The sequence below is a fragment of the Ruegeria sp. AWH4_226 genome (assembly GCF_056159225.1).
This window is the reverse complement of sequence record NZ_JBSWUU010000003.1, coordinates 447,342-473,591: the sequence shown is the minus strand read 5'-3', so window position 1 is coordinate 473,591 and position 26,250 is coordinate 447,342. Positions and strand designations below refer to the sequence as shown.

General features: G+C 53.5%; 27 protein-coding genes and 1 tRNA gene. 16 read left to right on the top strand and 12 right to left on the bottom strand.

Annotation, left to right across the window (positions count from 1 at the left end; genetic code table 11):
* Window positions 1-57 precede the first annotated feature (57 nt).
* The 5 genes from ttcA to rpmH all read right to left on the bottom strand — a co-directional run bounded on the left by ttcA (window position 58) and on the right by rpmH (window position 3,500).
* Window positions 58-951 carry a tRNA 2-thiocytidine(32) synthetase TtcA gene (gene ttcA / locus ACXAET_RS20685; protein ID WP_475190019.1) on the bottom strand — a complete coding sequence of 298 codons (894 nt, stop codon included), beginning with the start codon at window positions 949-951 and terminating at the stop codon, window positions 58-60.
* Window positions 952-994: 43 nt separating this feature from the next.
* Window positions 995-2,611, bottom strand: a complete 1,617-nt coding sequence (locus tag ACXAET_RS20680; RefSeq protein WP_475190016.1) for an acyl-CoA dehydrogenase family protein — start codon at window positions 2,609-2,611, stop codon at window positions 995-997.
* 67 nt (window positions 2,612-2,678) lie between these two features.
* Complete coding sequence (yidD, locus tag ACXAET_RS20675) at window positions 2,679-2,918, bottom strand: membrane protein insertion efficiency factor YidD (RefSeq protein WP_475190011.1); 240 nt, start codon at window positions 2,916-2,918, stop codon at window positions 2,679-2,681.
* On the bottom strand, window positions 2,915-3,340 hold the full coding sequence (rnpA, locus tag ACXAET_RS20670; protein ID WP_475190008.1) for a ribonuclease P protein component: 426 nt from the start codon (window positions 3,338-3,340) through the stop codon (window positions 2,915-2,917). The genes yidD and rnpA overlap by 4 nt, the downstream gene beginning before the upstream one ends.
* A gap of 25 nt (window positions 3,341-3,365) precedes the next feature.
* Window positions 3,366-3,500, bottom strand: coding sequence for a 50S ribosomal protein L34 (gene rpmH / locus ACXAET_RS20665; protein WP_005980833.1), 135 nt, complete (start codon window positions 3,498-3,500; stop codon window positions 3,366-3,368).
* Between the two features lie 295 nt (window positions 3,501-3,795).
* Here rpmH and ACXAET_RS20660 point away from each other — a divergent pair, with 295 nt between their 5' ends.
* The 4 genes from ACXAET_RS20660 (at window position 3,796) to ACXAET_RS20645 (ending at window position 7,492) form a co-directional block, all read left to right on the top strand.
* Window positions 3,796-4,527, top strand: a complete 732-nt coding sequence (locus ACXAET_RS20660) for a TVP38/TMEM64 family protein (RefSeq protein WP_475190006.1) — start codon at window positions 3,796-3,798, stop codon at window positions 4,525-4,527.
* Window positions 4,528-4,531: 4 nt separating this feature from the next.
* Window positions 4,532-5,950 carry a dihydrolipoyl dehydrogenase family protein gene (locus tag ACXAET_RS20655; protein ID WP_475190003.1) on the top strand — a complete coding sequence of 473 codons (1,419 nt, stop codon included), beginning with the start codon at window positions 4,532-4,534 and terminating at the stop codon, window positions 5,948-5,950.
* An 18-nt stretch (window positions 5,951-5,968) separates the two neighbouring features.
* Entirely contained in the window at window positions 5,969-7,351 is a 1,383-nt protein-coding gene (locus tag ACXAET_RS20650; RefSeq protein WP_475190001.1) for a sensor histidine kinase, read from the top strand.
* Window positions 7,352-7,415: 64 nt separating this feature from the next.
* Window positions 7,416-7,492, top strand: a tRNA-Arg gene (locus tag ACXAET_RS20645).
* A 188-nt stretch (window positions 7,493-7,680) separates the two neighbouring features.
* Here ACXAET_RS20645 and ACXAET_RS20640 read toward each other — a convergent pair.
* From ACXAET_RS20640 to ACXAET_RS20615, 6 genes are all read right to left on the bottom strand, one after another.
* Entirely contained in the window at window positions 7,681-8,070 is a 390-nt protein-coding gene (locus ACXAET_RS20640; RefSeq protein ID WP_475189999.1) for a hypothetical protein, read from the bottom strand.
* Between the two features lie 54 nt (window positions 8,071-8,124).
* Entirely contained in the window at window positions 8,125-9,519 is a 1,395-nt protein-coding gene (locus ACXAET_RS20635; protein ID WP_475189997.1) for a TRAP transporter large permease, read from the bottom strand.
* 3 nt (window positions 9,520-9,522) lie between these two features.
* A complete protein-coding gene (locus ACXAET_RS20630; protein WP_475189994.1) occupies window positions 9,523-10,215 on the bottom strand; it encodes a TRAP transporter small permease in 693 nt (230 codons plus the stop codon).
* Window positions 10,216-10,293: 78 nt separating this feature from the next.
* The gene (locus tag ACXAET_RS20625; protein WP_475189988.1) at window positions 10,294-11,298 is read right to left on the bottom strand and encodes a DctP family TRAP transporter solute-binding subunit; all 1,005 of its coding nucleotides are present in this window, start codon (window positions 11,296-11,298) and stop codon (window positions 10,294-10,296) included.
* A 44-nt stretch (window positions 11,299-11,342) separates the two neighbouring features.
* Window positions 11,343-12,539, bottom strand: a complete 1,197-nt coding sequence (locus tag ACXAET_RS20620; RefSeq protein WP_475190188.1) for a glycine C-acetyltransferase — start codon at window positions 12,537-12,539, stop codon at window positions 11,343-11,345.
* 4 nt (window positions 12,540-12,543) lie between these two features.
* Window positions 12,544-12,969, bottom strand: a complete 426-nt coding sequence (locus ACXAET_RS20615; RefSeq protein ID WP_475189985.1) for a tautomerase family protein — start codon at window positions 12,967-12,969, stop codon at window positions 12,544-12,546.
* A gap of 94 nt (window positions 12,970-13,063) precedes the next feature.
* Between ACXAET_RS20615 and ACXAET_RS20610 the strand changes: the two genes are divergently transcribed.
* Both ACXAET_RS20610 and ACXAET_RS20605 read left to right on the top strand, forming a co-directional pair.
* Window positions 13,064-13,948 carry a LysR substrate-binding domain-containing protein gene (locus tag ACXAET_RS20610; RefSeq protein ID WP_475189981.1) on the top strand — a complete coding sequence of 295 codons (885 nt, stop codon included), beginning with the start codon at window positions 13,064-13,066 and terminating at the stop codon, window positions 13,946-13,948.
* Between the two features lie 223 nt (window positions 13,949-14,171).
* Window positions 14,172-14,853, top strand: a protein-coding gene (locus ACXAET_RS20605; protein ID WP_475189977.1) for an IS6 family transposase whose coding sequence is annotated in 2 segments (ribosomal slippage) — window positions 14,172-14,378 and window positions 14,380-14,853 — 681 coding nt in all. Because the reading frame shifts where the segments join, the coding sequence is not laid out codon by codon here.
* Window positions 14,854-15,045: 192 nt separating this feature from the next.
* On the opposite strand, the gene ACXAET_RS20600 is transcribed toward ACXAET_RS20605, so the two are convergent.
* Window positions 15,046-15,903: a LysR family transcriptional regulator gene (locus tag ACXAET_RS20600; RefSeq protein WP_475189972.1), complete on the bottom strand. Its 858-nt coding sequence runs from the start codon at window positions 15,901-15,903 to the stop codon at window positions 15,046-15,048.
* A gap of 109 nt (window positions 15,904-16,012) precedes the next feature.
* On the opposite strand from ACXAET_RS20600, the gene ACXAET_RS20595 reads away from it, so the two are divergent.
* The 10 genes from ACXAET_RS20595 (at window position 16,013) to ACXAET_RS20550 (ending at window position 26,230) form a co-directional block, all read left to right on the top strand.
* Window positions 16,013-17,503, top strand: coding sequence for an NAD-dependent succinate-semialdehyde dehydrogenase (locus tag ACXAET_RS20595; protein WP_475189965.1), 1,491 nt, complete (start codon window positions 16,013-16,015; stop codon window positions 17,501-17,503).
* Between the two features lie 94 nt (window positions 17,504-17,597).
* Complete coding sequence (locus ACXAET_RS20590) at window positions 17,598-18,380, top strand: SDR family NAD(P)-dependent oxidoreductase (protein WP_475189962.1); 783 nt, start codon at window positions 17,598-17,600, stop codon at window positions 18,378-18,380.
* Between the two features lie 186 nt (window positions 18,381-18,566).
* Entirely contained in the window at window positions 18,567-19,337 is a 771-nt protein-coding gene (locus ACXAET_RS20585) for an ABC transporter ATP-binding protein (RefSeq protein ID WP_475189960.1), read from the top strand.
* On the top strand, window positions 19,330-20,058 hold the full coding sequence (locus ACXAET_RS20580) for an ABC transporter ATP-binding protein (protein WP_475189956.1): 729 nt from the start codon (window positions 19,330-19,332) through the stop codon (window positions 20,056-20,058). The genes ACXAET_RS20585 and ACXAET_RS20580 overlap by 8 nt, the downstream gene beginning before the upstream one ends.
* A gap of 24 nt (window positions 20,059-20,082) precedes the next feature.
* Window positions 20,083-21,285 (top strand): ABC transporter substrate-binding protein, encoded by a 1,203-nt coding sequence (locus ACXAET_RS20575; protein WP_475189950.1) that lies wholly within the window; start codon window positions 20,083-20,085, stop codon window positions 21,283-21,285.
* Window positions 21,286-21,350: 65 nt separating this feature from the next.
* Entirely contained in the window at window positions 21,351-22,238 is an 888-nt protein-coding gene (locus ACXAET_RS20570) for a branched-chain amino acid ABC transporter permease (protein WP_475189944.1), read from the top strand.
* A complete protein-coding gene (locus tag ACXAET_RS20565; RefSeq protein WP_475189939.1) occupies window positions 22,235-23,218 on the top strand; it encodes a branched-chain amino acid ABC transporter permease in 984 nt (327 codons plus the stop codon). The genes ACXAET_RS20570 and ACXAET_RS20565 overlap by 4 nt, the downstream gene beginning before the upstream one ends.
* Before the next feature lie 117 nt (window positions 23,219-23,335).
* Window positions 23,336-23,716, top strand: coding sequence for a tautomerase family protein (locus ACXAET_RS20560; RefSeq protein WP_475189933.1), 381 nt, complete (start codon window positions 23,336-23,338; stop codon window positions 23,714-23,716).
* Between the two features lie 123 nt (window positions 23,717-23,839).
* The gene (locus tag ACXAET_RS20555) at window positions 23,840-24,898 is read left to right on the top strand and encodes a phosphotransferase (protein WP_475189929.1); all 1,059 of its coding nucleotides are present in this window, start codon (window positions 23,840-23,842) and stop codon (window positions 24,896-24,898) included.
* Complete coding sequence (locus tag ACXAET_RS20550; protein WP_475189924.1) at window positions 24,899-26,230, top strand: aspartate aminotransferase family protein; 1,332 nt, start codon at window positions 24,899-24,901, stop codon at window positions 26,228-26,230.
* Window positions 26,231-26,250: the final 20 nt, after the last annotated feature.

Below are 26,250 nucleotides of genomic sequence, written 5' to 3'. Positions count from 1 at the left end.
TTTGCGTTGGGCATCTCACGTCTTTTGCCACCGTAGAAAACCAATCTGAGAGAGACGTTAACGCAGCTGAGGTATTTCGTCTGAATTTTCGTCTTTTTTGCTGGGGTTAAGTCCCAGGTTGGCAAAGTCGAACAGTTTCGGATCCAGCAGGTGCGAGGGCCGTGCGTTGGTGAGTGCCCGGAACATCACCTGCCGCCGACCTGGGCTGTTCTTTTCCCACTGATCCAGTATTTGTTTAACCTGCTGGCGTTGCAATCCGTCCTGGCTGCCGCAAAGATCGCAAGGGATGATCGGATAATTCATCGAGGTGGCGAATTTCTCGCAATCGGCCTCGGCTACATGGGCCAGTGGGCGGAACACGAAAAGATCGCCTTCTTCGTTTACCAGCTTTGGCGGCATCGTTGCCAGACGCCCGCCATGGAACAGGTTCATGAAAAAGGTCTCGAGGATGTCATCCCGATGGTGACCAAGTACCACGGCCGAGCACCCCTCTTCACGTGCGACACGGTACAGATTGCCGCGGCGCAGACGCGAGCACAGCGCGCAATAGGTGCGGCCCTGCGGAACCTTGTCAACGACCACGGAATAGGTGTCCTGATATTCGATCCGGTGCGGCACATTCATGCGCTCCAGAAACTCTGGCAGGACGGTTGCCGGAAATCCGGGCTGGCCCTGGTCCAGGTTGCAGGCAAGCAGGTCGACAGGCAGCAGCCCGCGCCACTTCAGTTCGTAGAGGACCGCAAGCAGGGTATAGCTGTCTTTGCCACCGGACAGGCAGACCAGCCAGCGGGGTGGTTTGCCATCTTTTTCGTGGGCGGACGGATCCACCATGCCGTAATGCTCGATGGCTTCGCGGGTCTGGCGTATGATGCGTTTGCGCAGCTTCTTGAACTCGGTGGTCGAGGGCGCGCCAGCAAAAAGCGGGTGGATATCATCAGCGTCGTCAAACATGCGCAGCCCCTACAGCAGTTGGTGCGACCGGGCAAGTGCGGCGTCAGCCCAACCGCCTTAGCAGAGCGTCCGTGTCCAGCCCGGCCACCGATCCGGGAATGCGCCCACTCTCGCCTGCAAGGCGGGTGGCGATGAAACCATCTGTGACCGCGTTAGCGCCGTTTTGCAAAAGTTGTGAGGCGGTCAGCAACAAAGCAGTGCGTTCAGCGAACCAGCGCGCCTCGGCCTCAGCCGGAAGGGCAGGCCAGCGCTCACGATGCGCCCTTAGCGCGGCGTCATATGCGCGATCTGCGCCCTTTGCGGCATCCAGCTCGGCCCCCAGCACTTCCGCGGCCAAAGGCTCGCGCGAGAGGGTTCGAAGGATATCAAGGCAGATCACGTTGCCTGACCCTTCCCATATTCCGTTCAGCGGCGCCTCTCGGTAGAGAAGAGGTAAAGGCGTGTCCTCGACATACCCCATGCCGCCCAACACCTCCAAAGCTTCTGCTACAACCACAGGGCAGCGTTTTGTGTTCAGGAACTTAGCCAGCGCAACACCGATCCGGGCGAAAGCTCGGTCTTCGGCGGTATGGCCATCGAAAGACCGCGCCACGCGCATCCCCAGCGTCAGGGCACCTTCCCAATCCAGCACCAAGTCAGCCAGAACCGCACGCATAAGGGGCTGGTCCAGCAACCGGCGTTGGAAAACGGTCCGATGCGTCACCCAGTGATGCGCCTCGGACAGAGCGGCGCGCATCAGGCCAGCCGGGGCCATTGCCGTGTCAAGCCGCGTGTGATGCACCATTTCCAGGATGGTACGGACCCCTGCGCCTTCATCGCCCAACCGATAGGCCAGTGCATCGTGATATTCGATTTCCGCCGATGCGTTGGACTTGTTGCCCAGCTTGTCTTTCAGGCGCATCAGGTGGATTGCGTTGCGCGCGCCTTCTAGCCACCGGGGGACGAGGAAACAGGTCAATCCCTCTGGGGCCTGCGCCAGTGTCAGGAAGCCGTCCGACATCGGGGCCGAACAGAACCACTTATGCCCGCGCAACCTCCAGTGATCGCCATCCCGCAGGGCAAGCGTTGTATTCGCCCGCACGTCCGAGCCACCCTGTTTTTCGGTCATTGCCATGCCCAGCGTAGCACTGGTCTTTTGGCCGATGGGTTTTGTCGCGGGGTCATACCGGGGCGACGTCAGCTTTGGGCGCCAAACCGACGCTACGTCATCATAGGCGGCGATTGTGGGGATCGCGGCGTAGGTCATGGTTAGCGGACAACAATGGCCGGGTTCGATCTGGCTGGCCATATAGACCATGGCCGCGTGGGTTGCATGGCCGCCCGGCTCTCCGTCCCACGGCAGGGTGGCGTAGCCGGCGGATCGGGACAGGCGCATCAGGTGGTGATAGGCGGGGTGAAACCGCACCTCATCTAATCGCCGACCACCGGGATCGAACTGTTTCAGCTCTGGCGGATGAAGGTTGGCTTCGCGGCCAAGCTCTCGCACCTCAGCTTGACCAATAGTTTGTGCGTAAGAAATCAGCGGGTCGGTGCGTCCCCCGGCCAATCCAACATTCGTTTGCAGCACCGGGTCTGTGGCCCACAGGTCCTGATCCCCGCGTGCAGGTGGTTGGTTCAGAACGTCATGGGTGGGCAGAGAGTGGCGCGCGTCAGATGTCATCAGGACCTCAGGCAGTTCGGGTCCAAGTGTTCAGCGGTGGATGCCGCCGGTCAAGCCTGACCAGGGGTCACGCAGGATCGTCTTTGCGGTCTGGAACCGGATCGTATCCATCACCGCCCCAAGGATGGCAGCGCCCGATCCGCCGGGCGGCCAGCCACGCGCCTTTTATGGCGCCGTGTTTCTCTAACGCTTCGAGTGCATAGGCTGAGCATGTGGGCTGATACCGGCAATTGAAGCCGACCCAAGGGCTGAACACCAACCGATACGCCCGCACCGGCAGGGCAAAAATACGCGCAAGCAGAGTCATGTTCCGGCCCCGTGGATTTTACGCAGGGCATATCGCAAATCTGCAAGCATCAGGTCGAACGAACGTACGGCAGTTACCTCGGCCCGGCCAATCAGTACGTAATCCCAACCGTCCTGCCCATTGACGGGCAGAACAGCCCGCGCGGCCTCGCGCAGCCTGCGCTTGGCGCGGTTACGCGCAACAGCATTTCCAACTTTTTTGGAACAGGTAAAGCCAACGCGAATTCCGCTGGCCTCATCGGGCGCACGTTTGCGGGCCTGTACCATCATCGAGGATGTGCCCTGTCTGTTCGCGCGCGCAGCTTTCAGGAAATCGGATCGTTTCCTGAGCACAGTCAAGGGATGAGGCGCACAAACGGACGCCGCCGGGGGCATATCCCCGGGCTGGTTCTTACCATCCACAGGGGCCTCCGGCGGCGTCATGTTCATAACCTGATCGGTGAGCGGTTTACGCGCTCAGCGATTTACGACCGCGGGCGCGGCGTGCATTCAGGATCTTGCGGCCGGCCTTGGTGGCCATGCGCGCGCGGAAACCGTGGCGGCGTTTGCGAACCAGGTTCGAAGGCTGATAGGTGCGTTTCATCGCTCCGTCTCCAATCTATACGGTCGGGTGCGGCGCGGATTCGCCTGCCCGTGGTGTTCGAAGCCCGTCCTCTACTGGGTGGCGGGGGTTAAGTCAAACCCCTAGGTGGGAGTTTTGGCGCCTTTTGCAACAATTCTGTCACCGCATCCCGCAAAAGGTTTCAAAACGTAGGGTCTAAGGCCCAAAACCCTCACTTTCAGCGACCTAAACATCAAGGCGGCGTGAAGTCCCTGTTGCTTGGACCCCGGACGTCGCATGTTGTGTTTTAATGAAACGCAGAAAACCGGACAGTTCCATGAGCGATATTACACAAGTCCGCCGCAACGGGCTTGCGCGACACATTCCATTGCTGGTGATTCTCACCGTTGCCACGGTGGGCTTTTTCACGCTGGGCGACTACCTCACCTTTGAGACGCTGCGCGATAACCGCGAGGCGCTGTTGGTGTGGCGTGATACGCATTTTTGGTTGCTGGCCGCTGGTTTCGTCTCTGTCTACATCCTGATTGTCGCCTTTTCACTGCCAGGCGCGGCCGTGGCCTCGATGACCGGCGGGTTCCTGTTTGGCTTGTTTTCAGGGACCGTCTTCAACGTTTTCGCCGCCACGATAGGTGCGTCTGCGATCTTTTTGGCGGCGCGGTGGGGCTTGGGTGAATCGCTGACGGCACGGTTGGAATCCTCGGAGGGGACGGTCAAGAAACTCAAGGACGGCCTGCGCGAGAACGAAATTCCGGTTCTGTTTCTGTTGCGCCTTGTTCCCGTTGTGCCATTTTTCGTGGCCAACCTAGTGCCGGCGCTGGTTGGCGTGAAGTTTCGCAATTTTCTGATCACCACGGCGCTGGGCATTATTCCTGGTGGCATCGTCTACACCTGGATCGGTGTGGGGTTGGGTGGCGTGTTCGACCGGGGTGAAACACCGGATGTCTCGCTGTTGTGGGAGCCGTTTGTAATTGGCCCCATTCTGGGTCTGTGCGCGTTGGCCGCGTTACCGATTGTCATCAAAGCTTTGCGCGGCAAGAAGGACGTCTGATTTCATGAAAGACCTGAAAACGGATATCCTCGTGATCGGGGCTGGGTCGGGCGGTTTGTCCGTGGCCGCAGGTGCCAGCCAGATGGGCGCGAAGGTCGTCCTGCTGGAAGGTCACAAGATGGGCGGTGATTGCCTGAACTTCGGCTGTGTGCCGTCCAAGGCATTGATCGCCAGTGGCAAAGCGGCCCATGGTCAGGCGAACGCCTCTGTGTTTGGGGTAGCGGATGTTGTCCCGCAGGTGGATTATGCGGCCGCTAAAGATCACGTTCATGACGTGATCGCCCAGATTGAGCCGATGGACAGCCAGGAGCGGTTTGAGGGGTTCAGTGTCACGGTGATCCGTGAATATGGCAGCTTTGTCTCTCGAACACAGGTACAGGCTGGTGATCAACTGATTACGGCACGCAGGATTGTCATTGCCACGGGCTCCTCGCCTTTGGTGCCGCCGATTCCGGGGCTGGAGCAGGTTCCATACTTCACCAATGAGACGATCTTTGATCTGCGCGAAAGGCCTGAGCACCTTTTGATTATCGGTGGTGGTCCAATCGGCATGGAAATGGCACAGGCGCATATCCGTCTTGGATGTGACGTGACCGTGATTGAAGGCCAGCAAGCGCTGGGCAAAGACGACCCCGAGGCGGCCGCTGTTGTGCTGGATACTCTTCGTGCCGAGGGCGTGGCCATTCATGAAAATGCGACGGTCGCACAGGTCCGCGACAACAAGGGCGTCATTGAAGTTGTAACCGAGAACGGAGAAGTATTCTCGGGCTCACATCTGTTGCTGGCGGCCGGGCGCAAGGCCAACATCGACCGTTTGAATCTTGAGGTCGCAGGGATCGAACCAACCCGCACCGGAATAAAGGTTGATGCGTCGCTGCGCACTACGAACCCGAAAGTCTATGCTATCGGAGATGTCGCGGGTGGCATGCAATTCACCCATGTAGCGGGCTATCACGCCGGGGTCATCATCCGCTCGGCCCTGTTTGGTTTGCCGTCAAAGGTCAAAACGGAGCACATTCCATGGGCCACCTATACCGATCCGGAACTGGCGCAGGTCGGACTGACCGAAGCACAGGCACGTGATAAACATGGTGACAAGGTCGAGATTGCGCGCTTTGACTATCACCACAACGACCGTGCGATCTCGGAGCGGAAGACTAAAGGTTTCATCAAGGTCATGGTCGTAAAGGGCCGCCCGGTGGGTGCCACGATTGTTGGCCATCAGGCCGGAGAGTTGATCAACTTGTGGTCGTTGGCTTTGGCAAATAACCTCAAAATGGGGCAGATCGCCGCAATGGTTTCGCCCTATCCGACGATCGGAGAGCTTAACAAACGCGTCGCGGGAGCCTATTTCACGCCAAGGCTGTTTGAGAATCAGACAGTTAAACGAGTGGTCGGGTTCATCCAACGCTGGATGCCCTGATCGGAAAGGGAGCGCAATTTGAACTCGCTGTCGGGCCGATTTCTGATCCTGACCACGGTCTTCGTAATGTTGGCCGAAGTCCTGATTTTTGTACCCTCGATTGCGCGGTTCCGCGAAGATTTCCTGCTTAATCGGCTTGAGCGCGCTCAGATCGCTTCATTGGCCCTGCTGGCCGACGACATGCTGGCACAAGACCTTGAGGCCGAGCTTTTGGCCAATGCCGGTGTCTACAATGTGGTGTTGCGGCGCGACGAGGTGCGTCAGCTAATGCTGTCCTCACCCATTCCCGAGCCCATCGCCCATACCTACGACCTGCGCGACGCCGGGCCGTGGATTCTGATCAAGGATGCTCTGTCGCGCTTGTTCACCCCGGAAAACGAAGTCATTCGGGTTATTGGGGAACCGGTGAAGGGCGCAGGTCTGTTGATCGAAGTCACCATAGACAGCATGCCGCTACGTGCCGCGATGACCGACTATGGGCTACGCATTCTAGGCCTATCCTTCGTTATCTCGATTATCACTGCGTTTTTCCTGTTTCTTGCCGTTCGGGTCGTTCTGGTGAAGCCGATTAAAAGCGTTGTGGGCTACATGCAGCGGTATGCGGGCGCACCAGAGGACGCGCGCGGTATCATCTCGCCCAATTCAAAGGTGACCGAACTGCGTGAGGCTGAAGAGGCGCTTCAGAAACTTCAGACAGAACTGACCCAAGCCCTGAAACAGCGTGAACGTCTGGCGCAATTGGGCGGTGCGGTCGCCAAGGTCAGCCATGACCTCCGCAACATCCTGACCTCGGCGCAGTTGTTCACTGACCGGATCGAAACCAGCGACGACCCCTTGGTGCGGCGAATGGCACCGAAACTGGTGAACTCGATCACGCGGGCTGTGTCCCTGTGCGAAAGTACGCTGGCCTTTGGCCGCGCTGAAGAACCCGCACCCACCTTGACCATGGTACCCTTGCGTGATGTCGCCGCAGACGTGGTGTCCAGCGAGAAGCTTGCCATCGGCGATGCCTGCGTCGAGATTGTCAACGACGTGCCAAAGGACCTTGTGGCGCGCGCGGACCCAGAGCAGATTTTCCGCGTCATGATGAATTTGGTGAGAAACGCCTTGCAAGCGCTGGCTGCGTCCGGAAAACCCGGAAAAATTACGATTACCGGCTATGCGGGTGAAAATGACTGGTGCATCGAAATCAAGGATAACGGCCCCGGCTTGCCACCCAAAGCGCGTGAAAACCTGTTCACACCGTTTCAGGGCGGGGTGCGCAAAGGGGGGTCGGGCCTTGGTCTTGCAATCTCGCAAGAGTTGGTGCGCGGACATGGCGGTGACCTTGTTTTGAAAGAGACGGGTCCAGAGGGCACCACGTTCGAATTTAGGCTGCCGCGAGGCGACGTGACTTTTTAGACCTTTTTTGAAGAATCGGCTTGCACGTCCCAAGAGCTAGGTCTAAACACCGCTTCACCAACGCGGACCGATAGCTCAGCTGGATAGAGTACTTGACTACGAATCAAGGGGTCGGGGGTTCGAATCCTCCTCGGTCCGCCACTGGTTTCCTGTTGAACGTCACACGAACCTGACCCAACCGTCACAGTTGGACCAGAAACGTGATGAACGTTCGACATCAGAAGACCCCTCAATTCAAATATTCTTCTGGAAATAGAATGGTACCCAGAGCTGCAGATCAGTTGCTGGCAGTGGAGTTTGGTGCAGCTCTTTAGGTTGGCCACTAGCCATCACTCGGCCCAAACCTGCCATTCACCTGCTGATCGACATTCTGCAGTGCGGCCCGTCAGACCGGCCATTCGCTGCAATCGCAAAGACACGGCGTTCGGGAGTTCACGGTAAGCGGCCTTTGCAGTCATTCGATTTCCAGCCTTCGCTGACGCAGCATCCGTTCGCACATGCGGCGTCGCCACCGCTGCAGTGCCGCGCATGTCACCAAACCAGTCATTGAAAACGCCGATCAGCCCCAGATCCGAAACCGTGCTTTCGCCGCGGTCAGCTTCAACATGAATGACGCAGGACAAAACCATCTTTTTGGTCAACGTCCGCTTGCTATCATTGCGATAGCTTTGAAATGCCAGGCTGAACTGGACGTTCCAGGTAAGTCGAAAGCGCCACATAGCTCTTGGTCGAAACGACTTCCGGCAGCGCATAGCGCCGGAACTGTGTTACCATCACTGAATCACAATTTCCGGCCCCATCAGTATGGTCGGCAAATAGGTCGAAATGACAGGCATGTAAGTCACCAATATCAAAAAGACGAAGAGCACGGCCAGGAACGGAAAAGACGCCTTCACAACAGACATCATCGGCATCTTTGCGACACCTGATGTCACAAAGAGGTTCAGACCTACCGGTGGTGTGATCATCCCGATTTCCATATTGACCACGATGATAATCCCCAAGTGTATTGGATCGACACCCAGGCTTAGAGCAATCGGGAATATCAGCGGCGCGACGATAATGATTAGCCCTGACGGCTCCATGAACTGACCGCCGATTAGAAGTATGATATTGACGATGATCAAGAACGTGATCGGGCCCAGACCGAACGATAGCATCGCATCCACAATTTGCTGCGGGATCTGCTCGTCAGTCAGTACGTGCTTCAGAATCAAGGCATTTGCGATGATGAATAACAGCAGTACAGAGAGCTTGGCTGCCTCCACCAGAGTTTTGATCGTATCTTGGTGAAAAAACGCAGTGACGATGGCACTTGGTCTCCTGAGTAGGCTGACTTTGCCCGAACCATCCTTATCGGCAAGAGGTCCTATGTCTTTGTAGATGAAAGTAGCGACAAAAAAAGCGTAGACGGCAGCTACAGAGGCAGCCTCAGTGGGTGTGAAGATTGCACCCGTAACACCCGGAATGCCATATATTCCAACCATGATCACCACAATCAAAGACAGACCCCAGCCAGCCTCTTTGAAGCTGGTCGAGATTTCTCCCCATCCTTTCCACTCGCCTTTCGGGAGGTTCTTGACCCGCGCAATTACGTAGATGGTGAACATCAGCATCAACCCGGCGAGGAGACCAGGAATTACCCCTGCAAGGAACATTCGACCGACCGAGACATCTGTGGCGCTTGCGTAGACAACCATGACGATCGAAGGTGGGATCAAGATACCCAGAGTGCCGGATATTGCGATAACGCCCGCCGCGAAGTCTTTTGTATACCCTACTTGGCGCATGGCCACGATGACGATTGAACCGATGGCGACAACGGTTGCGGGTGATGAACCAGAAAGCGCGGCAAACAACATACAGGCAAACACACCCGCGATCGCCAGACCGCCTGAAAAGTGACCAACGCAAGCGATGGCAAACCGGACGATCCTTGTAGCAGCGCCCCCACTGGATATAAAACTGGATGCAACGATGAAAAATGGGATCGCCATAATCGTATAGTGGCCAGCCATCGCTTGATATAGTGACTGTGCCACAGAAGCGAGCGTGGTGTCCGAGAACGCCAGCAGAAAGATGATGGAACTGAGCCCGAGCGCAACAGCTATTGGTACACCAAGCATCAAAAAGACGACGATTAAAACGAACAGAAGAATTGCGAGCATGGCTTAGCCTTCGTTGATTTTTTGTGAGGCAGTCGCAGCTGCTTCTTCGGCTTCATGACTTGCAATCAGCGTAGGTTGGGTGCCGACGTAAATTCGGAAGCTGATCTGCACGATCCGGAACAGCATCATCAGCATGGCAAACGGGAGTATCGCGTATGGTATGACGCGCGGCAGATTTTCGTATTCCTCACCCTGATTGATAAGGTCTTCGAGAAACCGCAAGAAGCCAGGCATGGGGATTTGTTCTGTTGTATAGAAGGCTCGATCGCGTGTATCGACAAAGAGACCTTCACTGAAATTGAAATCGCTGCGCAACGTGGAAAGGCCTGCAAATGGCGCCCAGTAGTCCCAGGCACCTTTCAAAAGAAGTAACGCATAAATGACGCAGATGAAACAGCTTACCAGCGCAAACCGCCGCTTGGCTTTATCTCCAAACAGATTGATGAAGGCATCGACACCGAGGTGAGAGGCCTTTTTAAAACCGTACGGTATGCCAAAAAGCACGAGCCATGCGAACAAGACTAGGACGAATTCCAGCCCCCAGATAATGGAACTGTTGAAAACGTATCTGAGAATGACATTGAGGAATGTCACCAATGTCATCAGTCCGAGCAGCAGCGCGATGACCAACTCCTCAACGTGATCGAACATTCCGGCAACGGAGCGTTGAAGTGGAATTTTATTAGACGTGTTCATGAAAAGAGCTCACAAGTAAGAATCGACACCGGGATTGAGGGAGACCCTTCGCTCCCCCAATCGTCGGCGCTGCGGCGGTCAGTTTTGGGAGGAAACTGCCAAAGCGGCGTCGATGTTCATTTGGCCGATGTCTTCAGCGAATTGGTCCCATACAGGCTTCATTGCATCGACCCATGCTTCACGCTGTTCTGACGTGAGTTGACGAATGGTGCCGCCTGCCTCCAGTATCGCCTGACGCGCGTGTTCATTGATCTCAGTCGATTTGGAGTTGCGTTCCTCAGTGACCTCCTGCAGGATTTTCAGGAATTGGTCCCGTGTCGCGGGCTCCAGACTTTCGAGCCAATCCACACTTGTCACGACAAGGTAATCGAGAAGACCATGATTGGTCTCAGTAATCCCGTCCTGAACCTCAAAGAACTTCTGGCCATAGATGTTTGACCACGTGTTTTCCTGACCATCCACAACACCGGTCTGCAACGCACCATAGGCTTCCGAAAAGGCCATCGGCTGAGGGCTTGCGCCAATCACTTCGGCTTTTGCAATCAGAACAGCCGAAGGCTGCACACGGAATTTCAAACCGTCAGCGTCGGACGGCAGCAGTAGCGGCACATTTGCTGACATGTGCATCATTCCGTTGTGCCAATACGCCAAACCAGCAATGCCGCGGCGTTCCATTGAGGACATCATCGCTTGCCCTGTTTCAGATGCTTGAAAAGCATCGACAGCATCGATGTTCGGAAACAAGAAAGGTAGATCGAAGATTCTGAACTGTTTTGTGAACACCTCGAATTTTGATAGAGAAGGTGCAGCAAGCTGTACATCGTTGCGCAAGAGCGCTTCCAGAACCTGATCGTCATTATAAAGTGTCGACTGTGGATAAACCTCCAGACAGGCGGTTCCATCCATCTCCGCATTAACGCGATCTTGCAGAAGACTGGCAGCGATACCCTTTGGGTGACGATCTGTGTTCGTCACATGACTGAACTTGATGACCTCTTCGCCCGGATCGCAATCTGCAAATGCTGGAATGGCGAAACCCATAGCGAGAGCAGCTGCGGTTAAAGTTATCTTTAATTTAGACATTTTTCTTCCTTCCTGTTGTCGTGGTAAGGGTTTGTGAGAAACCACTAGATTAAGCCTGCTTGCTTGCCAGCGGCCTCAAATGCAGCGAGCCCATCATCGAGTTGTGCGACAGTCAGGCTGGCGTTTATCTGCGTGCGCACCCGCGCTTTGGCCTTGGGCACCACGGGGAATGAAAAGGCGGTTGCGAGAACACCGGCATCGAACAAGCCGTTTTGGAGTTTTGTGGCTACAGACGCATCTCCGGTCATAACGGGGACAATGGGATGTGTGCTTTGCGGGATATTGAAGCCCGCGTCGGTAAGCCCGCGTCGCCAATAATTGGTATTTTCTCTCAGTTTTTGACGAAGATCATCGGCTCTGGCGACGCGTCTGAGTGCAGCCAAGCTAGCACTCACGATGGCTGGCGGAAGACTGTTGGAAAACAGATAAGGCCGCGCCCTTTGGCGTAAGATATCTATCACCACTTGCGGCCCTGCGATGTAGCCTCCCAGACCACCACCTAATGCCTTGCCGAGCGTGCCCGTCAGAATATCAACTTTCTGAATCTCGGCAAAACACCAAGGCGTGCCTTTGCCGCCCTCACCAATGAATCCGGTTGCATGGCAGTCATCCACCATAACGAGAGCGTTGAATTCTTCCGCGAGCGCACAGATCTCCGGAAGATGTGCATATGTGCCGTCCATGGAAAAGACGCCGTCTGTAGCGATCATAAGAAATCGAGCGCCGTCATGGCGGGCCTGTTGGAGTTGCGATCTGAGCGCATCCATGTCGTTATTGGCGTAACGGTATCGCCTGGCTTTGCACAGTCGAATGCCGTCGATGATCGATGCGTGGTTCAGGCTATCTGAGACAACGCCGTCTTGCTCTCCAAGAAGCGGTTCAAACAGAGCTCCGTTCGCGTCAAAGCAAGCGGCAAACAGGATTGCATCGTCCTTTTTTAGAAACGACGCAATCTCGGTCTCTAGCATTCTATGGATGTCCTGCGTGCCGCATATGAAGCGTACGCTTGCAAGGCCGTAGCCGTAGTTGTCCATTCCAGATTTGGCGGCAGCGACAAGTTCAGCATCGTTGGCAAGACCTAGATAGTTATTTGCACACAGATTGATCAAGCTTGTGTCCTTACCATCAACGTGAATGCTCTCAGCCTGGCTGGAAACGAGTACCCTCTCGGACTTGAGAAGCCCGTCGTTTGAAAGCTCTTCGAGCTGCTGGCTCAAATGTGCGAAAATCGTAGCACTCAAGACCTCAGCCCTTCTTTGCCGCTCGAGAAGCCTCGCGATCAGCTTTGCTCCGGTCGGCAAGCATGATGCCGCCTTTGCCCCAGGATTCCCCGGGAATTTCGTTAATCACGATGTAGGTAGCGTCCGGATTTATCGTCAGGACATCGTCCAGCATCTTCGTCGTCTCAGCCACCATGTCCTCCTTGTCGAGGATCAGGTTCGTACCTGCTGTTACATCAATGCTCATTCGGACCGCGCAGCCTTTCATATCGACAACGCGCTTTCTGCCAACTGCCCAAAGATCGGGATCTTCTAAGCTGATCTGAACGGTGACGCGCTCCGCCTTCTTAAGCATCACATCGGTCATCAAAACCGTGATACGCTCGATCAACTGATCGGTTTGTTTTGCTGTCAGCTCCGGCCTGGAGACTCGTAGGCTTATGAACGGCATTGTGTGTTTCCTTTCGGTTTCTGGAAAGGCTGACACAGTTATAAAGATAAGAAAAGTTTGCTTTTTTTATCAAACAGTTTTAAAACTCTAAACTATGAGTACAAATCTGAACATGGACTGCCTTCGGTCTTTTGTAGCTGTTGTGAAGCTTGGAGGCATCAAGAGGGCTGCTGATGAGGTAGGGCGAACGTCCCCTGCCGTCAGCTTGCAAATGGACAAGTTGGAAGAACAGGTCGGAGTTGCTTTGTTCAAAAAGGTGGGACGCAGCAAAGTCCTTACAACAGCCGGAAGTGAGTTCTTCGAGCATGCAAAAGCGATCCTAAAGCAGAATGATGCGGCCATCCATTATTCCAAACAGAACAGTTTGTCGGGGCGGGTCAGACTTGGAATCATTCAGGACTTGGCAGAGGACTATTTCCCACAGGCTTTAAGTGCCTTCGCGGAGCAGTTTCAAAATATCCGTATTGAAGTGCTGGTTGAGCGCAGCCATGTCCTATTGGACTTGCTCGAGCGTGACAAACTGGACATCGTTATTGCCTATCGAAGAGCGACCAGCAGTCAATCGAAGCATTTGAAGTCCTATGATATGATCTGGCTGGGAAAGCCAGGCGGCAGGCTCAAAAAAGAAGAACCGATCCCGTTGGTCCTTGTCGAAGGAAAGTGCCTGTTTAGAAAAGCTGCATTAAAGGCCCTGACCGATGCCGGTCTTGTGTATGATGTCAAACTAACCAGTCCAAGCTTGGCCTGCGTCGCAGCGGCGGCTGAAGCTGGCATGGGATTTGCCGTGCGCACCGCTGATCTCCTGAATCGCAAAAGAGAAAGCCTGATCAGCTATGTTGATTTGCCGGAGCTGCCAGGTATTGACCTCCACATATACAGTCATCCGAACAGGTCAGATGAAGCTGTGAAGAAGCTGGAAGAGTATTGGATGCGACAATTTTCAGAAGATCGGGTAGCCCGGTTTGCTTTCGGTGCCTAAAGCGATTGATCCTCTTTCTGGTGATTGAGCGTCGGCCTTGTTGCGTGGCACCGGTATAGTCGGTCTTGTGTTTATCTCAGATAGCTGTCTGTGCAAGTAGGCGCACAAATCTGTCCCCACCAATATCGTTTGTTGGTGGTTTCGTTGCAAACTTTCGGCTATTGACGCTTTCGGAATTAACGAGTGAATGACTTGTCGGTCGTATCAAGTCGAAAGCCAGCTCATGATTTCCTTCAAAGGTGCACAGTATCCGAAAGATGTGATCCTATTCGCGATATTCTTCTACGTTCGATACGGCGTTTCCTACCGCGATCTGGAGGAGATCATGGCAGAGCGAGGCGTTTCCGTCGATCACACCACGCTGAACCGCTGGGTAACACGATACTCTTGCGCAATCGCTGAAGCGGCGAGTCGTCGAAAGAGGCCAATGCAACCGCTCCTGGCGAATGGACGAGACCTATATCAAGGTAAAAGGCGCTTGGGTGTACCTCTATCGAGCGGTCGACAAACACGGCAAAACTCTCGATTTCATGCTTTCACATCGTCGGAACAAGCCTGCCGCCACAAAATTCTTTGCCCGGACACTGAAGGTTAACGGCCTTCCAAGAAAGATTGTCATCGACAAAAGCGGAGCTAATACGGCTGGCATCAAGGCCATCAACAAGATGTTGAAAGGCTTTGGCTGCCCGATCCCGATTGAGATGGTGAGGCGGAAATACCTCAACAATATCGTGGAACAGGACCATCGTTTCATCAAGAGACGCATCCGGCCAATGCTAGGGTTCAAGGCGTTCGCTACAGCGGCGGCAACCCTCGACGGAATCGAAGTGGCGCACATGATCCGTAAAGGTCAAATCACGCCAGGACTCTGTCCGTTTCGCCTGTTCGCGGAACTTGCCTCTTAAACCAGCTGCTACAGCACGTTCTCTTATTCCAACGGAAACTTTGCAACAGAACCGGCGCGCTCGCCTCGCTGCGACGTCGGCTATCCAACGCAATGGGTGGCGATGGATTGATGTCTCAAGGCCTTTCTCAAAGCGACCGTCTTTTTCGGAGGGCAAATCAATGCGCCTGGTTCCTTGGGAATTCATGGTCAGTTAGTCGTGAGCGGCTGTTTTGAATGCTGCGGTGAGCGCGTCTATCGCTCGAAGGCTGTATTCATCGCTCACACGCGAATGAAGGACAATGGGCAGGCGAGGCAACTCGGGAAGGTTTAGTCTTTGGCCGACGTCTATAGCGCCCAATGGTAACATACGTTTTGCCAAGGCTCCGACTCCAAGGCCCGCTATGACTGCAGCAGATACCGCAGCAATACCGCCCCCGATAAAGGTTTCCTTCCAAGCCAAGCCTGCTTCGTCTAGCAATTGACCGGCCACGTGGCGAACACTGCAAGGTTCCGGCATCGTCGCAAGCGGTAGCGGTTCTCCAACCCGTGGCGACCAGTCCGTTGCAGCAAACCATGCGTACTTCTCGTGAGCAATTATCTTCCCGTCCTCTCTACTTGAGTCATGGCGCAAGAGGACGGCGTCGAGCTCGCGGCGATCATAACTTTTGAGCAAATCTCCTGATGTTGCGATCTGAATTTCGATCACGAGCTTAGGGTCTTGCCTGTGCATTCTAGCGACCAGTTCAGGCAAATCGGGACCGGCGACGTGATCGCTGATACCCAATGATAAATGACGCCGCTTGCCGTCGAACACCGTGAATGCGCGTTCCTGTGCTTCTAGCAAGGATTGCGCATGCACTAGAAACGCGTGGCCTTTTGCGGAAAGCTGAACGTGTCGCGGGGTCCGTTCAACCAGCTTGCAGCCCACCCGTTCTTCAAGTCGTTTTAGCTTCAGGCTGACTGCGGATTGTGTCGTTCTCGTTGCTTCGGCGGCGCGCGTAAAGCTTCCATATTCTGCGATCCGCACGAATGTCTGAACAGCATCGAGGTCGAGGGGGCGATTTAACATTTCAATCCTCAATTTCTAAGATCATTTTACATTCGTTATTGTAATGTTTAGTTCAGCATCATGTAAAGCCCTGTAGTTCGTAGGGCAATCTTCTCGTAGGAGCTCGAATTTGATCCCTGCTGTATCAGAACGCGTTGCCGCTAGGTTGAGAGACACCTCCCTTCTTCAGCCTGCAGGACACATTGCGGGAAAATGGGTAAGCGAGGCTTTTGCTTCTTTGTTCGATGTTCGAAACCCCTCTTCGGCTGAACAGATTGCCTTTTTGCCGGAAATGGGCCGTGCGGAAACCGAACAAGCAATTGATGCGGCATATGGTGCCCAGCCTGATTGGCGTGCACATACCGGCAAAGAGCGAGCCGAGTTCCTGCGCAGAATGCATGATTTGATTGTTTTGAATGCGGAGGACTTGGCAACCATCGTCACTTTGGAATCTGGCAAGCCCATTTCGCAAGCGCGCGGGGAAGTAGCCTATGCAGCTTCGTACTTTGCTTGGTTCGCAGAGCAAGCCAAAAGAATTGAAGGGGAAGTCATACCGGGCCACCGGCGTGACGCTCGGATTTTGGTTGTACGGGAGCCGGTTGGCGTCGCAGGTCTGATAACTCCTTGGAACTTTCCGATCGCGATGATTGCAAGGAAGCTTGCACCGGCCTTGGCAGCAGGCTGTACAGCCGTACTAAAACCATCCGAACTTACACCTTTGTCGGCGATAGCCCTTGTCTCATTGACCACGCGAGCCAAGCTACCCGACGGTGCAGTCAACCTCATTGTAGGTACCGATAGTGCAGCGATCGGTGAAGCAATGTGCGCGAGCGAAAAGATGAGAAAGATTTCTTTCACAGGATCGACGGCTGTAGGACGAACCCTTATGCGTCAAAGTGCGGACCGTGTCCTCCGACTTAGCCTGGAGCTGGGGGGGAATGCCCCGTTCATTGTGTTCGATGACGCCGACTTAGACCGCGCGGTCGAGGGCTTAATTGCAGCAAAATTTCGAAACTCCGGCCAGACCTGTGTTTCTGCTAATCGAGTATTTGTTCAAAGTTCAATCTATAAAACTTTTGCCAAGAAACTCGCGAAAGCGGTTGGCGATTTGCGTGTAGGTGATGGTTTCGGAGAGAACGTCAGTATTGGTCCGCTCATCAATGCGCGCACGGTTGCGAAGGTTGAGGAGCACATCCATGATGCCCTTTCCAAAGGGGCCAGCATAATGGCCGGCGGCACCACGTCTGAGATGGGGCCGCTATTCTATCAGCCCACTGTGTTAGCCGATGTTCCAACCTCTTCACAATTGATGTTGGAAGAAACCTTTGGACCCGTTGCGCCCCTGATATCTTTCAACGATGAGGCCGAAGTTGTCGATTGGGCGAACGATACGGAGTACGGCCTTGCAGCCTACTTTTTTACCGCTGACTTGTCGCGTGTCTGGAGGCTCGCTGAGGTTTTGGAGTGCGGGATGGTCGGAGTGAATACGGGCGCCATTTCAGATGAAACGGTACCCTTCGGTGGCATCAAACAGTCCGGGCTTGGACGCGAAGGCGGTCGCACCGGATTAGATGACTACCTCGAGTTAAAATACATCTGCGTAGGAGGAATCCAAGGGTAACGACGACGCGAGTTTCTGCGACTTACCTGAGGGCCTCTGTGCCAACCAAACAACCACCTCCTTCCAGTTCCGCTTCAAGAAACGAGAGTACGTGATGGAAAATTCAAAGTCATTTGTCGTCGTCACCGGGGGCGCCAAGGGCATAGGTCGGGACGTCTCTTGTGCACTGGCCGAGGCGGGGCATGACATCGTGCTCGCAGCGCGGGACAAGGTCGCTTTGCGTCACGTGGCTTGCGAAATAGAGCGATTGGGGCGACGCGCGGTGCCGGTGGAAACGGACGTGACAAGTGCGTCCCAAGTCGAACGGATGATTTTATACGCGATCGAAACACTCGGACCGAACATCCACGGACTCGTAAATGTTGCCGGCGTACCCGGGCCGATCGAAACGCCAGTGCAGGACGTGGATCCACTCGCTTTTCAGGCCGTCATGGAGATAAACGTTACGGGTGTGTTCCTCCCTATCAAGTATGTGACGCCTTTTTTGATCGCTCGCGGTCAGGGAAAAATCATCAACATAGGTAGCAATTCCGGAACAGCCGGATACCCCAACCGAGTTGGTTACGCCGCCAGCAAGTGGGCGGTGCGCGGGTTGACCAAGACGGTTGCGATCGAGCTGGGTGCTCACAACATAAATGTGAATTGCGTAAATCCAGGGATCGTAGATGGCCCCCGAATGGCACTTCTCTGTCGTGAACGCGCGGCAGAACGAGGAATTCCGGAAGAGATGATCCGCAACGAATATCTTCAAGCTCAATCCCTAAAGCGCGTCACGTCGAGCCTCGATGTTGCAAATGCTGTCGTGTTCCTGGCAAGCGAAGCGGCCCGCAATATTACGGGCCAAGACATCGACGTCGACGGCGGATGGGGAATCTAGGAAACGCACATCCATTTCAAGTATTGATCACAGATATATTCATTCATCAGCTATCTAAATGTATCTGTGCTTGGTAGTCCTAAGAAATGAGCAAACAGAGAAAATACCCCAGTTTTATGAAACGCCGCGAAACACAACGCAAACAGGGGGTGTTCGCTCCGACAAGAAACACTGGAGGGCGCAACGGTGAATGATCGCTTGGACACATTTGATGTTCTGCTTGAAGCCGAGAATCTTACGAAAGAGTTCAAAGGTTTTTTCGCCGTTAAGGGTGTGAACCTAAAGGTCAAGCGTGGCTCGATCCATGCATTGATTGGACCAAACGGTGCCGGAAAGACGACCTGTTTCAACTTGCTGACCAAGTTTCTAGCACCCAGCCTTGGGCGGATTCTCTATGAGGGACGAGACATAACTTCAGGATCACCAGCGGATATCGCCAGGGAAGGTATTATTCGGTCCTTTCAGATTTCGGCGATCTTTCCGCAAATGACTGCGCTTGAGAACATCAAGATCGCGCTTCAAAGGGAACGCGGCGCCAGCTTCGATTTCTGGACTTCGAAGAAGGCGCTTTCGAAGTATGACTCCCGTGCATTGGATTTGCTGGACGAAGTTGGGCTGGCGCAATTCAGCAATTCAAAAGCTACAGAGCTTCCTTACGGACGCAAGCGCGCATTAGAGATCGCAACTACTCTGGCTTTGAATCCCAAGCTAATGCTTCTGGATGAGCCTATGGCTGGTATGGGCCAGGAAGATGTCGAGCGGACGGCAGATCTAATACTCCGGATTTCGAGCAACAGAACAATTTTGATGGTCGAACATAACCTCTCGGTTATCGCTGCGCTATCAGATCGTATTTCGGTGCTTGCCCGCGGCGAGTTGATTGCAGAGGGCGACTACTCGACCGTATCGAGCGATCCGCGCGTCATCGAGGCCTACATAGGAGCCGAAGATGCATAAATCCCAAGCACAACCTGGCTATTCTACACTGCTCAGCGTGACTGATCTCAATGGTTGGTATGGTGAGAGTCATGTCCTGCATGGAGTCAATTTCTATGTCCAAGACGGTGAAGTTGTCACTCTCCTCGGCCGCAACGGCGCAGGCAAGTCGACAACATTGAAAAGCATAATGGGTCTCCTCGAACACCGTTCGGGTTCAGTTCTCTATCGGCAATCCGAATTGATCGGACGGCCATCTCGCGAGATTGCAAGACTGGGAATTGCTTACTGCCCTGAAGAGCGTGGAATTTTTTCCAATCTTAACGTCGAGGAGAACTTGCTGCTTCCTCCTGAGATCCAACCAGGCGGAATGCGAGTTTCTGAAATATTCGCCGCCTTTCCTAATCTTTTGGAGCGTCGGTTCAGTCAGGGAACGAAACTATCAGGTGGCGAACAACAGATGTTGGCAATCGGTCGAATACTGCGGACTGGTTCAAAATTTCTATTGCTTGATGAGCCTACTGAAGGTTTGGCCCCGGTTATTGTTAACCAAATTGGGGAAACCATAACCAAGCTTAAGAAAAAGGGCTTCACGATCCTTCTTGTCGAGCAAAATTTCCGCTTCGCATCTCAGATCGCGGATAGGCACTACGTCATGGAAGAAGGCAGAATAGTTGACTGCTTCCAGCGCGATGAAGTCGAGCCAAACGCCAAAAAAATCAAAGCGTATTTGGGTGTTTGATAGTAATCCAACGGGAGAAGAAAAATGAAATACACTGTAACCACAGCACTTTCTTTAGCCGCGTTTTTAACGGCGATGACGGCAAACGCTGAACCGATCTCCATCACAATCGGAGTATTGAATGATCGTTCCGGCACCTACTCCGACCTTTCCGGCGTAGGATCTGACATTGCAGCACGGATGGCAGTCGAAGACTTTGCGGCAGACCAGCATGAACTCAATGTGAGCATTGTTTCCGCAGATCATCAAAACAAGCCAGATGTGGCATCAAATATTGCGCGCGAGTGGTATGATACCCAGGGCGTGGACGTCATCGTCGATGTGCCGACATCCTCGGTCGCCTTGGCGTTAAACAACATCACCCGAGAAAAGAACAAGGTCCTTCTTGTATCGGGTGCTGCGACTTCTGATCTAACAGGAACAGCGTGTTCCCCGAACTCGGTGCATTGGACGTACGATACGTGGTCACTTGCTAACGGCACTGGGCAGGCTTTGGTCGGTACAGGTGGCGATAGCTGGTTCTTCCTTACAGCAGATTACGCGTTCGGTCATGCGTTGGAGCGCGATACTGCTGCGGTTGTCGAAGAGTCCGGCGGGCAAGTACTTGGATCGGTCCGTCACCCGTTTCCGGGGCAGGATTTTTCTTCGTTCCTTCTGCAAGCGCAAAGTTCTGGTTCAAAAGTCATCGGCCTGGCCAACGCAGGTGCGGATACGACTAATGCCATCAAACAGGCGAACGAATTCGGAATAACACAAAGCGGACAAACCTTGGCAGGCCTATTGATCTTTCTGACCGATGTTCATGCACTGGGATTGGAAACGGCGCAGGGTTTAGTACTAACCGAAGCCTTTTACTGGGACCTGAATGAGGAAACGCGGACCTGGTCCGAACGTTTCGCAGAACGCCACGGCGGTAACATGCCGACGATGGTCCACGCAGGCGTGTATGCATCGGTCTTGCATTACTTGAAGGCCGTAGATGCCGCTGGATCAAAAGAGTCTGACAAGGTGATGAACCAGATCAAGGCCATTCCCACACAAGACCCGTTGTTCGGTGAAGGAACCGTTCGCGCTGACGGACGACATATTCATGATATGCACCTTTTCCAGGTCAAATCCCCGACTGAATCTGAGGAGCCTTGGGACTACTACAACGTTCTGGCTACTATTCCAGCAGAAACAGCATTTCGACCTTTGGCGGAAGGCGGCTGCACCTTGGTTCAATAACGCCATGCGAAGCCTCCAGCACTACGCTGCCGGGGGCAACCATCTTCGGAAAAACGGAAAATCAAATGCTGGACATACTCGGGGTACCACCTCAAGCGCTTTTCGCGCAGCTGTTGCTCGGACTTATCAACGGGTCGTTCTATGCTGTACTCAGCCTGGGATTGGCTGTGATCTTTGGGCTGCTTAACATAATTAACTTCACTCATGGCGCGCAATACATGCTTGGCGCATTCGTGGCATGGTTCCTGCTATCTTACCTGGGTATCGGTTATTGGGGGGCATTGGTGCTCAGCCCGATTATAGTCGGCGCTACAGGTTTGCTGTTTGAGAGGCTTTTGATTTCTCGGCTGTACCATCTTGATCACCTCTACGGTCTGCTACTGACCTTCGGCCTGGCACTTATCATACAGGGCGTATTGAGGAATGAATACGGCATATCAGGCCTGTCGTATTCAATCCCCAACCAATTAGGTGGCGGAACGAACCTTGGTTTCATGTATCTGCCGAACTATCGAGCCTGGGTCGTTTTAGCATCCGCAATGGTATGCCTGGTGACATGGTTCGTTATAGAGAGAACGAAAATCGGAGCTTACTTACGTGCAGCAACCGAGAACCCGGCATTAGTTGGCGCGTTCGGTATCAACGTGCCGCTAATGATCACATTAACATACGGGTTCGGAGTCAGTCTCGCGGGATTTGCCGGAATTCTCGCTGCGCCAATCTATTCGGTTAATCCAAACATGGGCGCGGACTTGATTATCGTCGTCTTCGCCGTGGTGGTCATAGGCGGAATGGGGTCGATTTTGGGGTCAATTTTAACCGGCTTCGGCCTCGGTCTGGTCGAAGGTGCAACCAAGCTGTTTTATCCTGAGGCGTCTTCGGTCGTTATCTTCGTCATCATGGCCCTCGTCCTCCTACTCAAACCTCAAGGCTTATTCGGGAGAATGACATGACCGTCAGCGGTACACCGAAGCAATCCGAAGACCACGCAGCACGTGTTAGCGACAACAAGCGGTTGAAAGTAGCCTTGGCGATAGCGATAATCGTTTTTGCGCTCATTTTGGCGCCATACGTCCTCTATCCAGTTTTCGTGATGAAGCTCTTGTGCTTCGCGCTTTTCGCATGTGCATTTAACCTTTTACTCGGTTTCGGTGGGCTCCTGTCCTTCGGCCATGCGGCTTTTTTTGGTGGTGCTAGCTACATCTCGGCTCATGCAGCAAAGGTTTGGGGATTCACACCTGAATTGGCAATTTTAGTTGGTGCGCTTTCGTCCATGTGCCTTGGTGCTGCAATCGGAGCGCTGGCGATACGACGCCAAGGCATCTACTTTGCAATGGTGACGCTGGCATTTTCACAAATGGTTTTCTTTTTCGCCTTACAGGCACCGTTCACAGGCGGAGAAGACGGCATTCAGGCGGTTCCACGCGGAGACTTATTTGGCTTTTTAAGTCTTCAGTCTGATATGACATTATACTGGGTTGTTCTGACGATAGCACTCTCAGGTGTGATCTTCTTGTACCGCGTGGTGAACTCGCCGTTTGGCGAAGTCCTTAAAGCGATACGTGAAAACGAAGATAGGGCAATCTCCATGGGATACCGAGTGTCGCAATATAAACTACTCGCTTTTGTCATATCAGCGACGGTAGCGGGAGTAGCTGGAGCCACAAAGGCAATCGTCTTTCAACTAGCGTCTCTCACAGATGTTCATTGGTCGATGTCCGGTGAAGTTGTGCTGATGACCCTGATTGGAGGCGTTGGGACAATCGCCGGGCCGATTGTTGGATCAGCGATCGTTGTGACAATGCAGAACTACCTTGCCGGTTTCGGGGCCTGGGTGACAATCATTCAAGGACTGGTTTTCGTTGTTACAGTGCTTCTGTTTCGAGAAGGAATTGTTGGCGTAATCCAGAAATATCTAAGGAAGCGTCTGTAAGCAAGCAATTCGCGTCTCGGGCAGCTATTCGAAATCTCGATCTCTGAAATAGAAATCGTCTGCCTTAAAAACCTCTAATGCCCTGCTATAATTATGAAAATCAAGAAAGGACACATTATGCCATTGCTCCACATCAACATGAAAACTGGGAAGCCCGACGCATACAAGAAGGCGATATTTGATGGCCTATCCCAAGCAATGCATGAAACGTTCAGTGTTCCTGCGGACGATCAATTTATGACCATCACGGAACACGACGATGCAAATTTTCGGTACAGTCCGAGCTATCTTGGTGTCCAGCGAACTCAGGATGTCGTCTACATCCAAATCAGCGCGATGAATACAAGATCGCAGGATCAGAAGAGAGCGCTCTACCGTCGCATTGTGGAATTGCTTGGAGAAAGGCCGGGGATTCGAAAGGAAGACGTTTTTGTGAACATTCTCGAAGGTGAAAAGGAGAATTGGTCACTAGGAAATGGCGACGCCCAGTACGCCTAGTTCTGTTTGAACAATACCTTGCATCGATCGGTTCGCCTGAGCGCGTGGCGGTCCGATCTCGTACTGCTCTTCATCAGTAGTATTGAGATGCGCGCAGAAGAATTCCTTACGAGGGGATAAGACATGAAGCGCTACTACAAATCTATGTTGTCCCACCTTCTATCGAATCCGGCACCCCAACTGACCCCTGAGCAAGCTCAGCGTATGTTGGTTGAACACTGGAACGTGGCAGGTTCCGTGGTTGAGATAGCTTGCGAACGAGATCAAAATTTCCGTGTTGTAACGGATACTGGTGATGGGTTCATTCTCAAGATTTCCAATTCGTTTGAAAAACCGGGGAATACTGAATTTCAAAGCGCTGCATTGGAACATGTGGCCCGTGTTGATGCAAGTCTTCCAATACCCCGTGTTGTGTCTGCCCGTGACGGCAACGCAATTCAGAGGCTGAAGCTACCATCTGGCGAGACCTGCATGGTCAGGCTTTTGACCTGGCTAAAAGGGGAGACGATTAGCAAGCTTGGGCAAGAGACATGGATCGAGTCTGAAATTGGTTTGCTTGCCGCGCGGCTTGGATTGGCATTGGAGACATTCGATCATCCCGAAGCCGAACATCAGATGCTTTGGGATATCAAAAACCTGTCACAGCTTCATGACCTTGCAGACGCAATTGAAGATCCTGAAATCGCGCAAATTGTTCTGCACGAGCTTGATCACTTCGAGGTGGGTGTTTCGCCCAGGCTCGCTCACCTGAGACGTCAAGTGATACATAATGATCTGAATCACCATAATATTTTAGCAAACACCAATACGAAAAACCGGATCACAGGAGTCCTGGACTTTGGTGACATGGTAAAGACGTACCTAATTATTGATGTGGCTGTGGCCGCGTCTTATCTTGCACATTCGAGCGATCCTGTCCGCTCGATCGGGCGTCTTGTAAGTTCCTATCATTCCGTCAGACCTCTTGAATGGTCAGAGGTTAAAGTTTTGCGCGATCTGATCGTGGCCCGATTGGTTGCCGCAATCATCATCAGTAGCTGGCGCGCCGTACGTTATCCCGAGAATGCCGCGTATATCCTACGCAACGCAGCGAATGTGAAGGATGCTATTCGGACCTTTGGTCAGCTGCCACGGGCGCAAGTGACTCAGGCGCTGATGGCGGCCTGCGAAATGGAGAATTGAATGACCCCCGACAAAAGCATGGTGAATGCGTTTCAACGCGGCGTTACCGAACTGGATTCTGCTCTGGCACAGTTGATCGATCGGCGCGAGTCTTCGCTCGGACCGGCCTACCGGTTATTCTACGACAATCCCTTGCATCTGGTAAAAGGAGAGGGAGCGTTTCTCTTTGATGACAACGGGAACGCTTACCTAGATGCCTATAACAATGTAACATCGATCGGCCATTGCCATCCAAAGGTGGTCAAAGCGATTACGAACCAGGCTGCCACCTTGGCGACACATACCCGCTATTTACATGACGGAATTATTAACTATTCCGAGCGGCTCTTGCGAACCCTCCCTGAGGAAATCGGGCATCTTATGTTCACCTGCACAGGTTCAGAGGCAAACGATCTTGCTGTCCGCATTGCACAGGCATCTACAGGCGGTGTCGGCATCGTGGTCACGGAAACCGCGTATCACGGATTGACTCATTCCGTAGCACAGTTTTCTCCGTCGTTGGGTCTTCATGTCGATCTTGGCTCACATGTGCGCACCGTACCCGCCCCGAATGCCTACAGATATGGGGAAAAGATGGCCGAAAAATTTGCGGCGTCGGTTGCGGAGGCCTTCGCAGATCTCAAGCGCCATGGCATCAAACCGGCACTATTTATTTGCGACGGAATTTTTGCAAGTGATGGAGTATTTGATGGCCCTCAGGGATTTTTGAAACAGGCTGTCGATGCTACTCATTCTGCAGGAGCTCTTTTTGTCGCCGACGAGGTTCAGTCAGGATTTTGTCGTACGGGCGCTACATTTTGGGGTTTCCAGCGACATGGTGTTCTTCCTGATCTTGTGAGCATGGGAAAACCAATGGGCAACGGCTATCCAGTAGCCGGTCTTGCGATCCGCCCCGAGTTGATCCAGGAATTTGGAAAGAAGGCCAGATACTTCAATACTTTTGGCGGCAACCCGGTTGCAATTGCTGCGGCCACGGCTGTGCTCGATGTCATTGAGGAAGATCGTCTGGGCGACAACGCGCAGACTATCGGGCAGTACCTTCAGGCTGGTCTACGAGAGTTATCAAGGGACTATGAATTCATTGGAGACGTCCGTGGGGCAGGCCTGTTTATCGGCGTTGAAATTGTCTCCAACCGAGACGGAATGACTCCCGACAGCAAGACAACAGCGGCCATTGTGAACGGCCTTCGGCACGAGCGCGTTTTGATCTCTGCCTGTTCAAAGGAAGCCAACGTACTGAAGATTCGGCCTCCTCTCATTTTTGATCGCAGCAATGCTGACCAATTTTTGTCTGCTTGTCGTAAGGTTTTTGGTATGATGAATATACAATAAAAGGTGTTGTTACAGTAACT

Coding starts and splice junctions, on each gene's coding strand:
- ACXAET_RS20640 (WP_475189999.1), bottom strand. CDS start 8,070: ATGTGGCGCTTTCGACTTACCTGGAACGTCCAGTTCAGCCTGGCATTT.
- ACXAET_RS20575 (WP_475189950.1), top strand. CDS start 20,083: ATGAAATACACTGTAACCACAGCACTTTCTTTAGCCGCGTTTTTAACG.
- ACXAET_RS20655 (WP_475190003.1), top strand. CDS start 4,532: ATGAAAGACCTGAAAACGGATATCCTCGTGATCGGGGCTGGGTCGGGC.
- ACXAET_RS20560 (WP_475189933.1), top strand. CDS start 23,336: ATGCCATTGCTCCACATCAACATGAAAACTGGGAAGCCCGACGCATAC.
- ACXAET_RS20580 (WP_475189956.1), top strand. CDS start 19,330: ATGCATAAATCCCAAGCACAACCTGGCTATTCTACACTGCTCAGCGTG.
- ACXAET_RS20600 (WP_475189972.1), bottom strand. CDS start 15,903: ATGTTAAATCGCCCCCTCGACCTCGATGCTGTTCAGACATTCGTGCGG.
- ACXAET_RS20610 (WP_475189981.1), top strand. CDS start 13,064: ATGAGTACAAATCTGAACATGGACTGCCTTCGGTCTTTTGTAGCTGTT.
- ACXAET_RS20565 (WP_475189939.1), top strand. CDS start 22,235: ATGACCGTCAGCGGTACACCGAAGCAATCCGAAGACCACGCAGCACGT.
- ACXAET_RS20680 (WP_475190016.1), bottom strand. CDS start 2,611: ATGACATCTGACGCGCGCCACTCTCTGCCCACCCATGACGTTCTGAAC.
- ACXAET_RS20590 (WP_475189962.1), top strand. CDS start 17,598: ATGGAAAATTCAAAGTCATTTGTCGTCGTCACCGGGGGCGCCAAGGGC.
- ACXAET_RS20660 (WP_475190006.1), top strand. CDS start 3,796: ATGAGCGATATTACACAAGTCCGCCGCAACGGGCTTGCGCGACACATT.
- ACXAET_RS20570 (WP_475189944.1), top strand. CDS start 21,351: ATGCTGGACATACTCGGGGTACCACCTCAAGCGCTTTTCGCGCAGCTG.
- ACXAET_RS20635 (WP_475189997.1), bottom strand. CDS start 9,519: ATGCTCGCAATTCTTCTGTTCGTTTTAATCGTCGTCTTTTTGATGCTT.
- ACXAET_RS20550 (WP_475189924.1), top strand. CDS start 24,899: ATGACCCCCGACAAAAGCATGGTGAATGCGTTTCAACGCGGCGTTACC.
- rnpA (WP_475190008.1), bottom strand. CDS start 3,340: ATGACGCCGCCGGAGGCCCCTGTGGATGGTAAGAACCAGCCCGGGGAT.
- rpmH (WP_005980833.1), bottom strand. CDS start 3,500: ATGAAACGCACCTATCAGCCTTCGAACCTGGTTCGCAAACGCCGCCAC.
- ACXAET_RS20625 (WP_475189988.1), bottom strand. CDS start 11,298: ATGTCTAAATTAAAGATAACTTTAACCGCAGCTGCTCTCGCTATGGGT.
- ttcA (WP_475190019.1), bottom strand. CDS start 951: ATGTTTGACGACGCTGATGATATCCACCCGCTTTTTGCTGGCGCGCCC.
- ACXAET_RS20555 (WP_475189929.1), top strand. CDS start 23,840: ATGAAGCGCTACTACAAATCTATGTTGTCCCACCTTCTATCGAATCCG.
- ACXAET_RS20630 (WP_475189994.1), bottom strand. CDS start 10,215: ATGAACACGTCTAATAAAATTCCACTTCAACGCTCCGTTGCCGGAATG.
- yidD (WP_475190011.1), bottom strand. CDS start 2,918: ATGACTCTGCTTGCGCGTATTTTTGCCCTGCCGGTGCGGGCGTATCGG.
- ACXAET_RS20615 (WP_475189985.1), bottom strand. CDS start 12,969: ATGCCGTTCATAAGCCTACGAGTCTCCAGGCCGGAGCTGACAGCAAAA.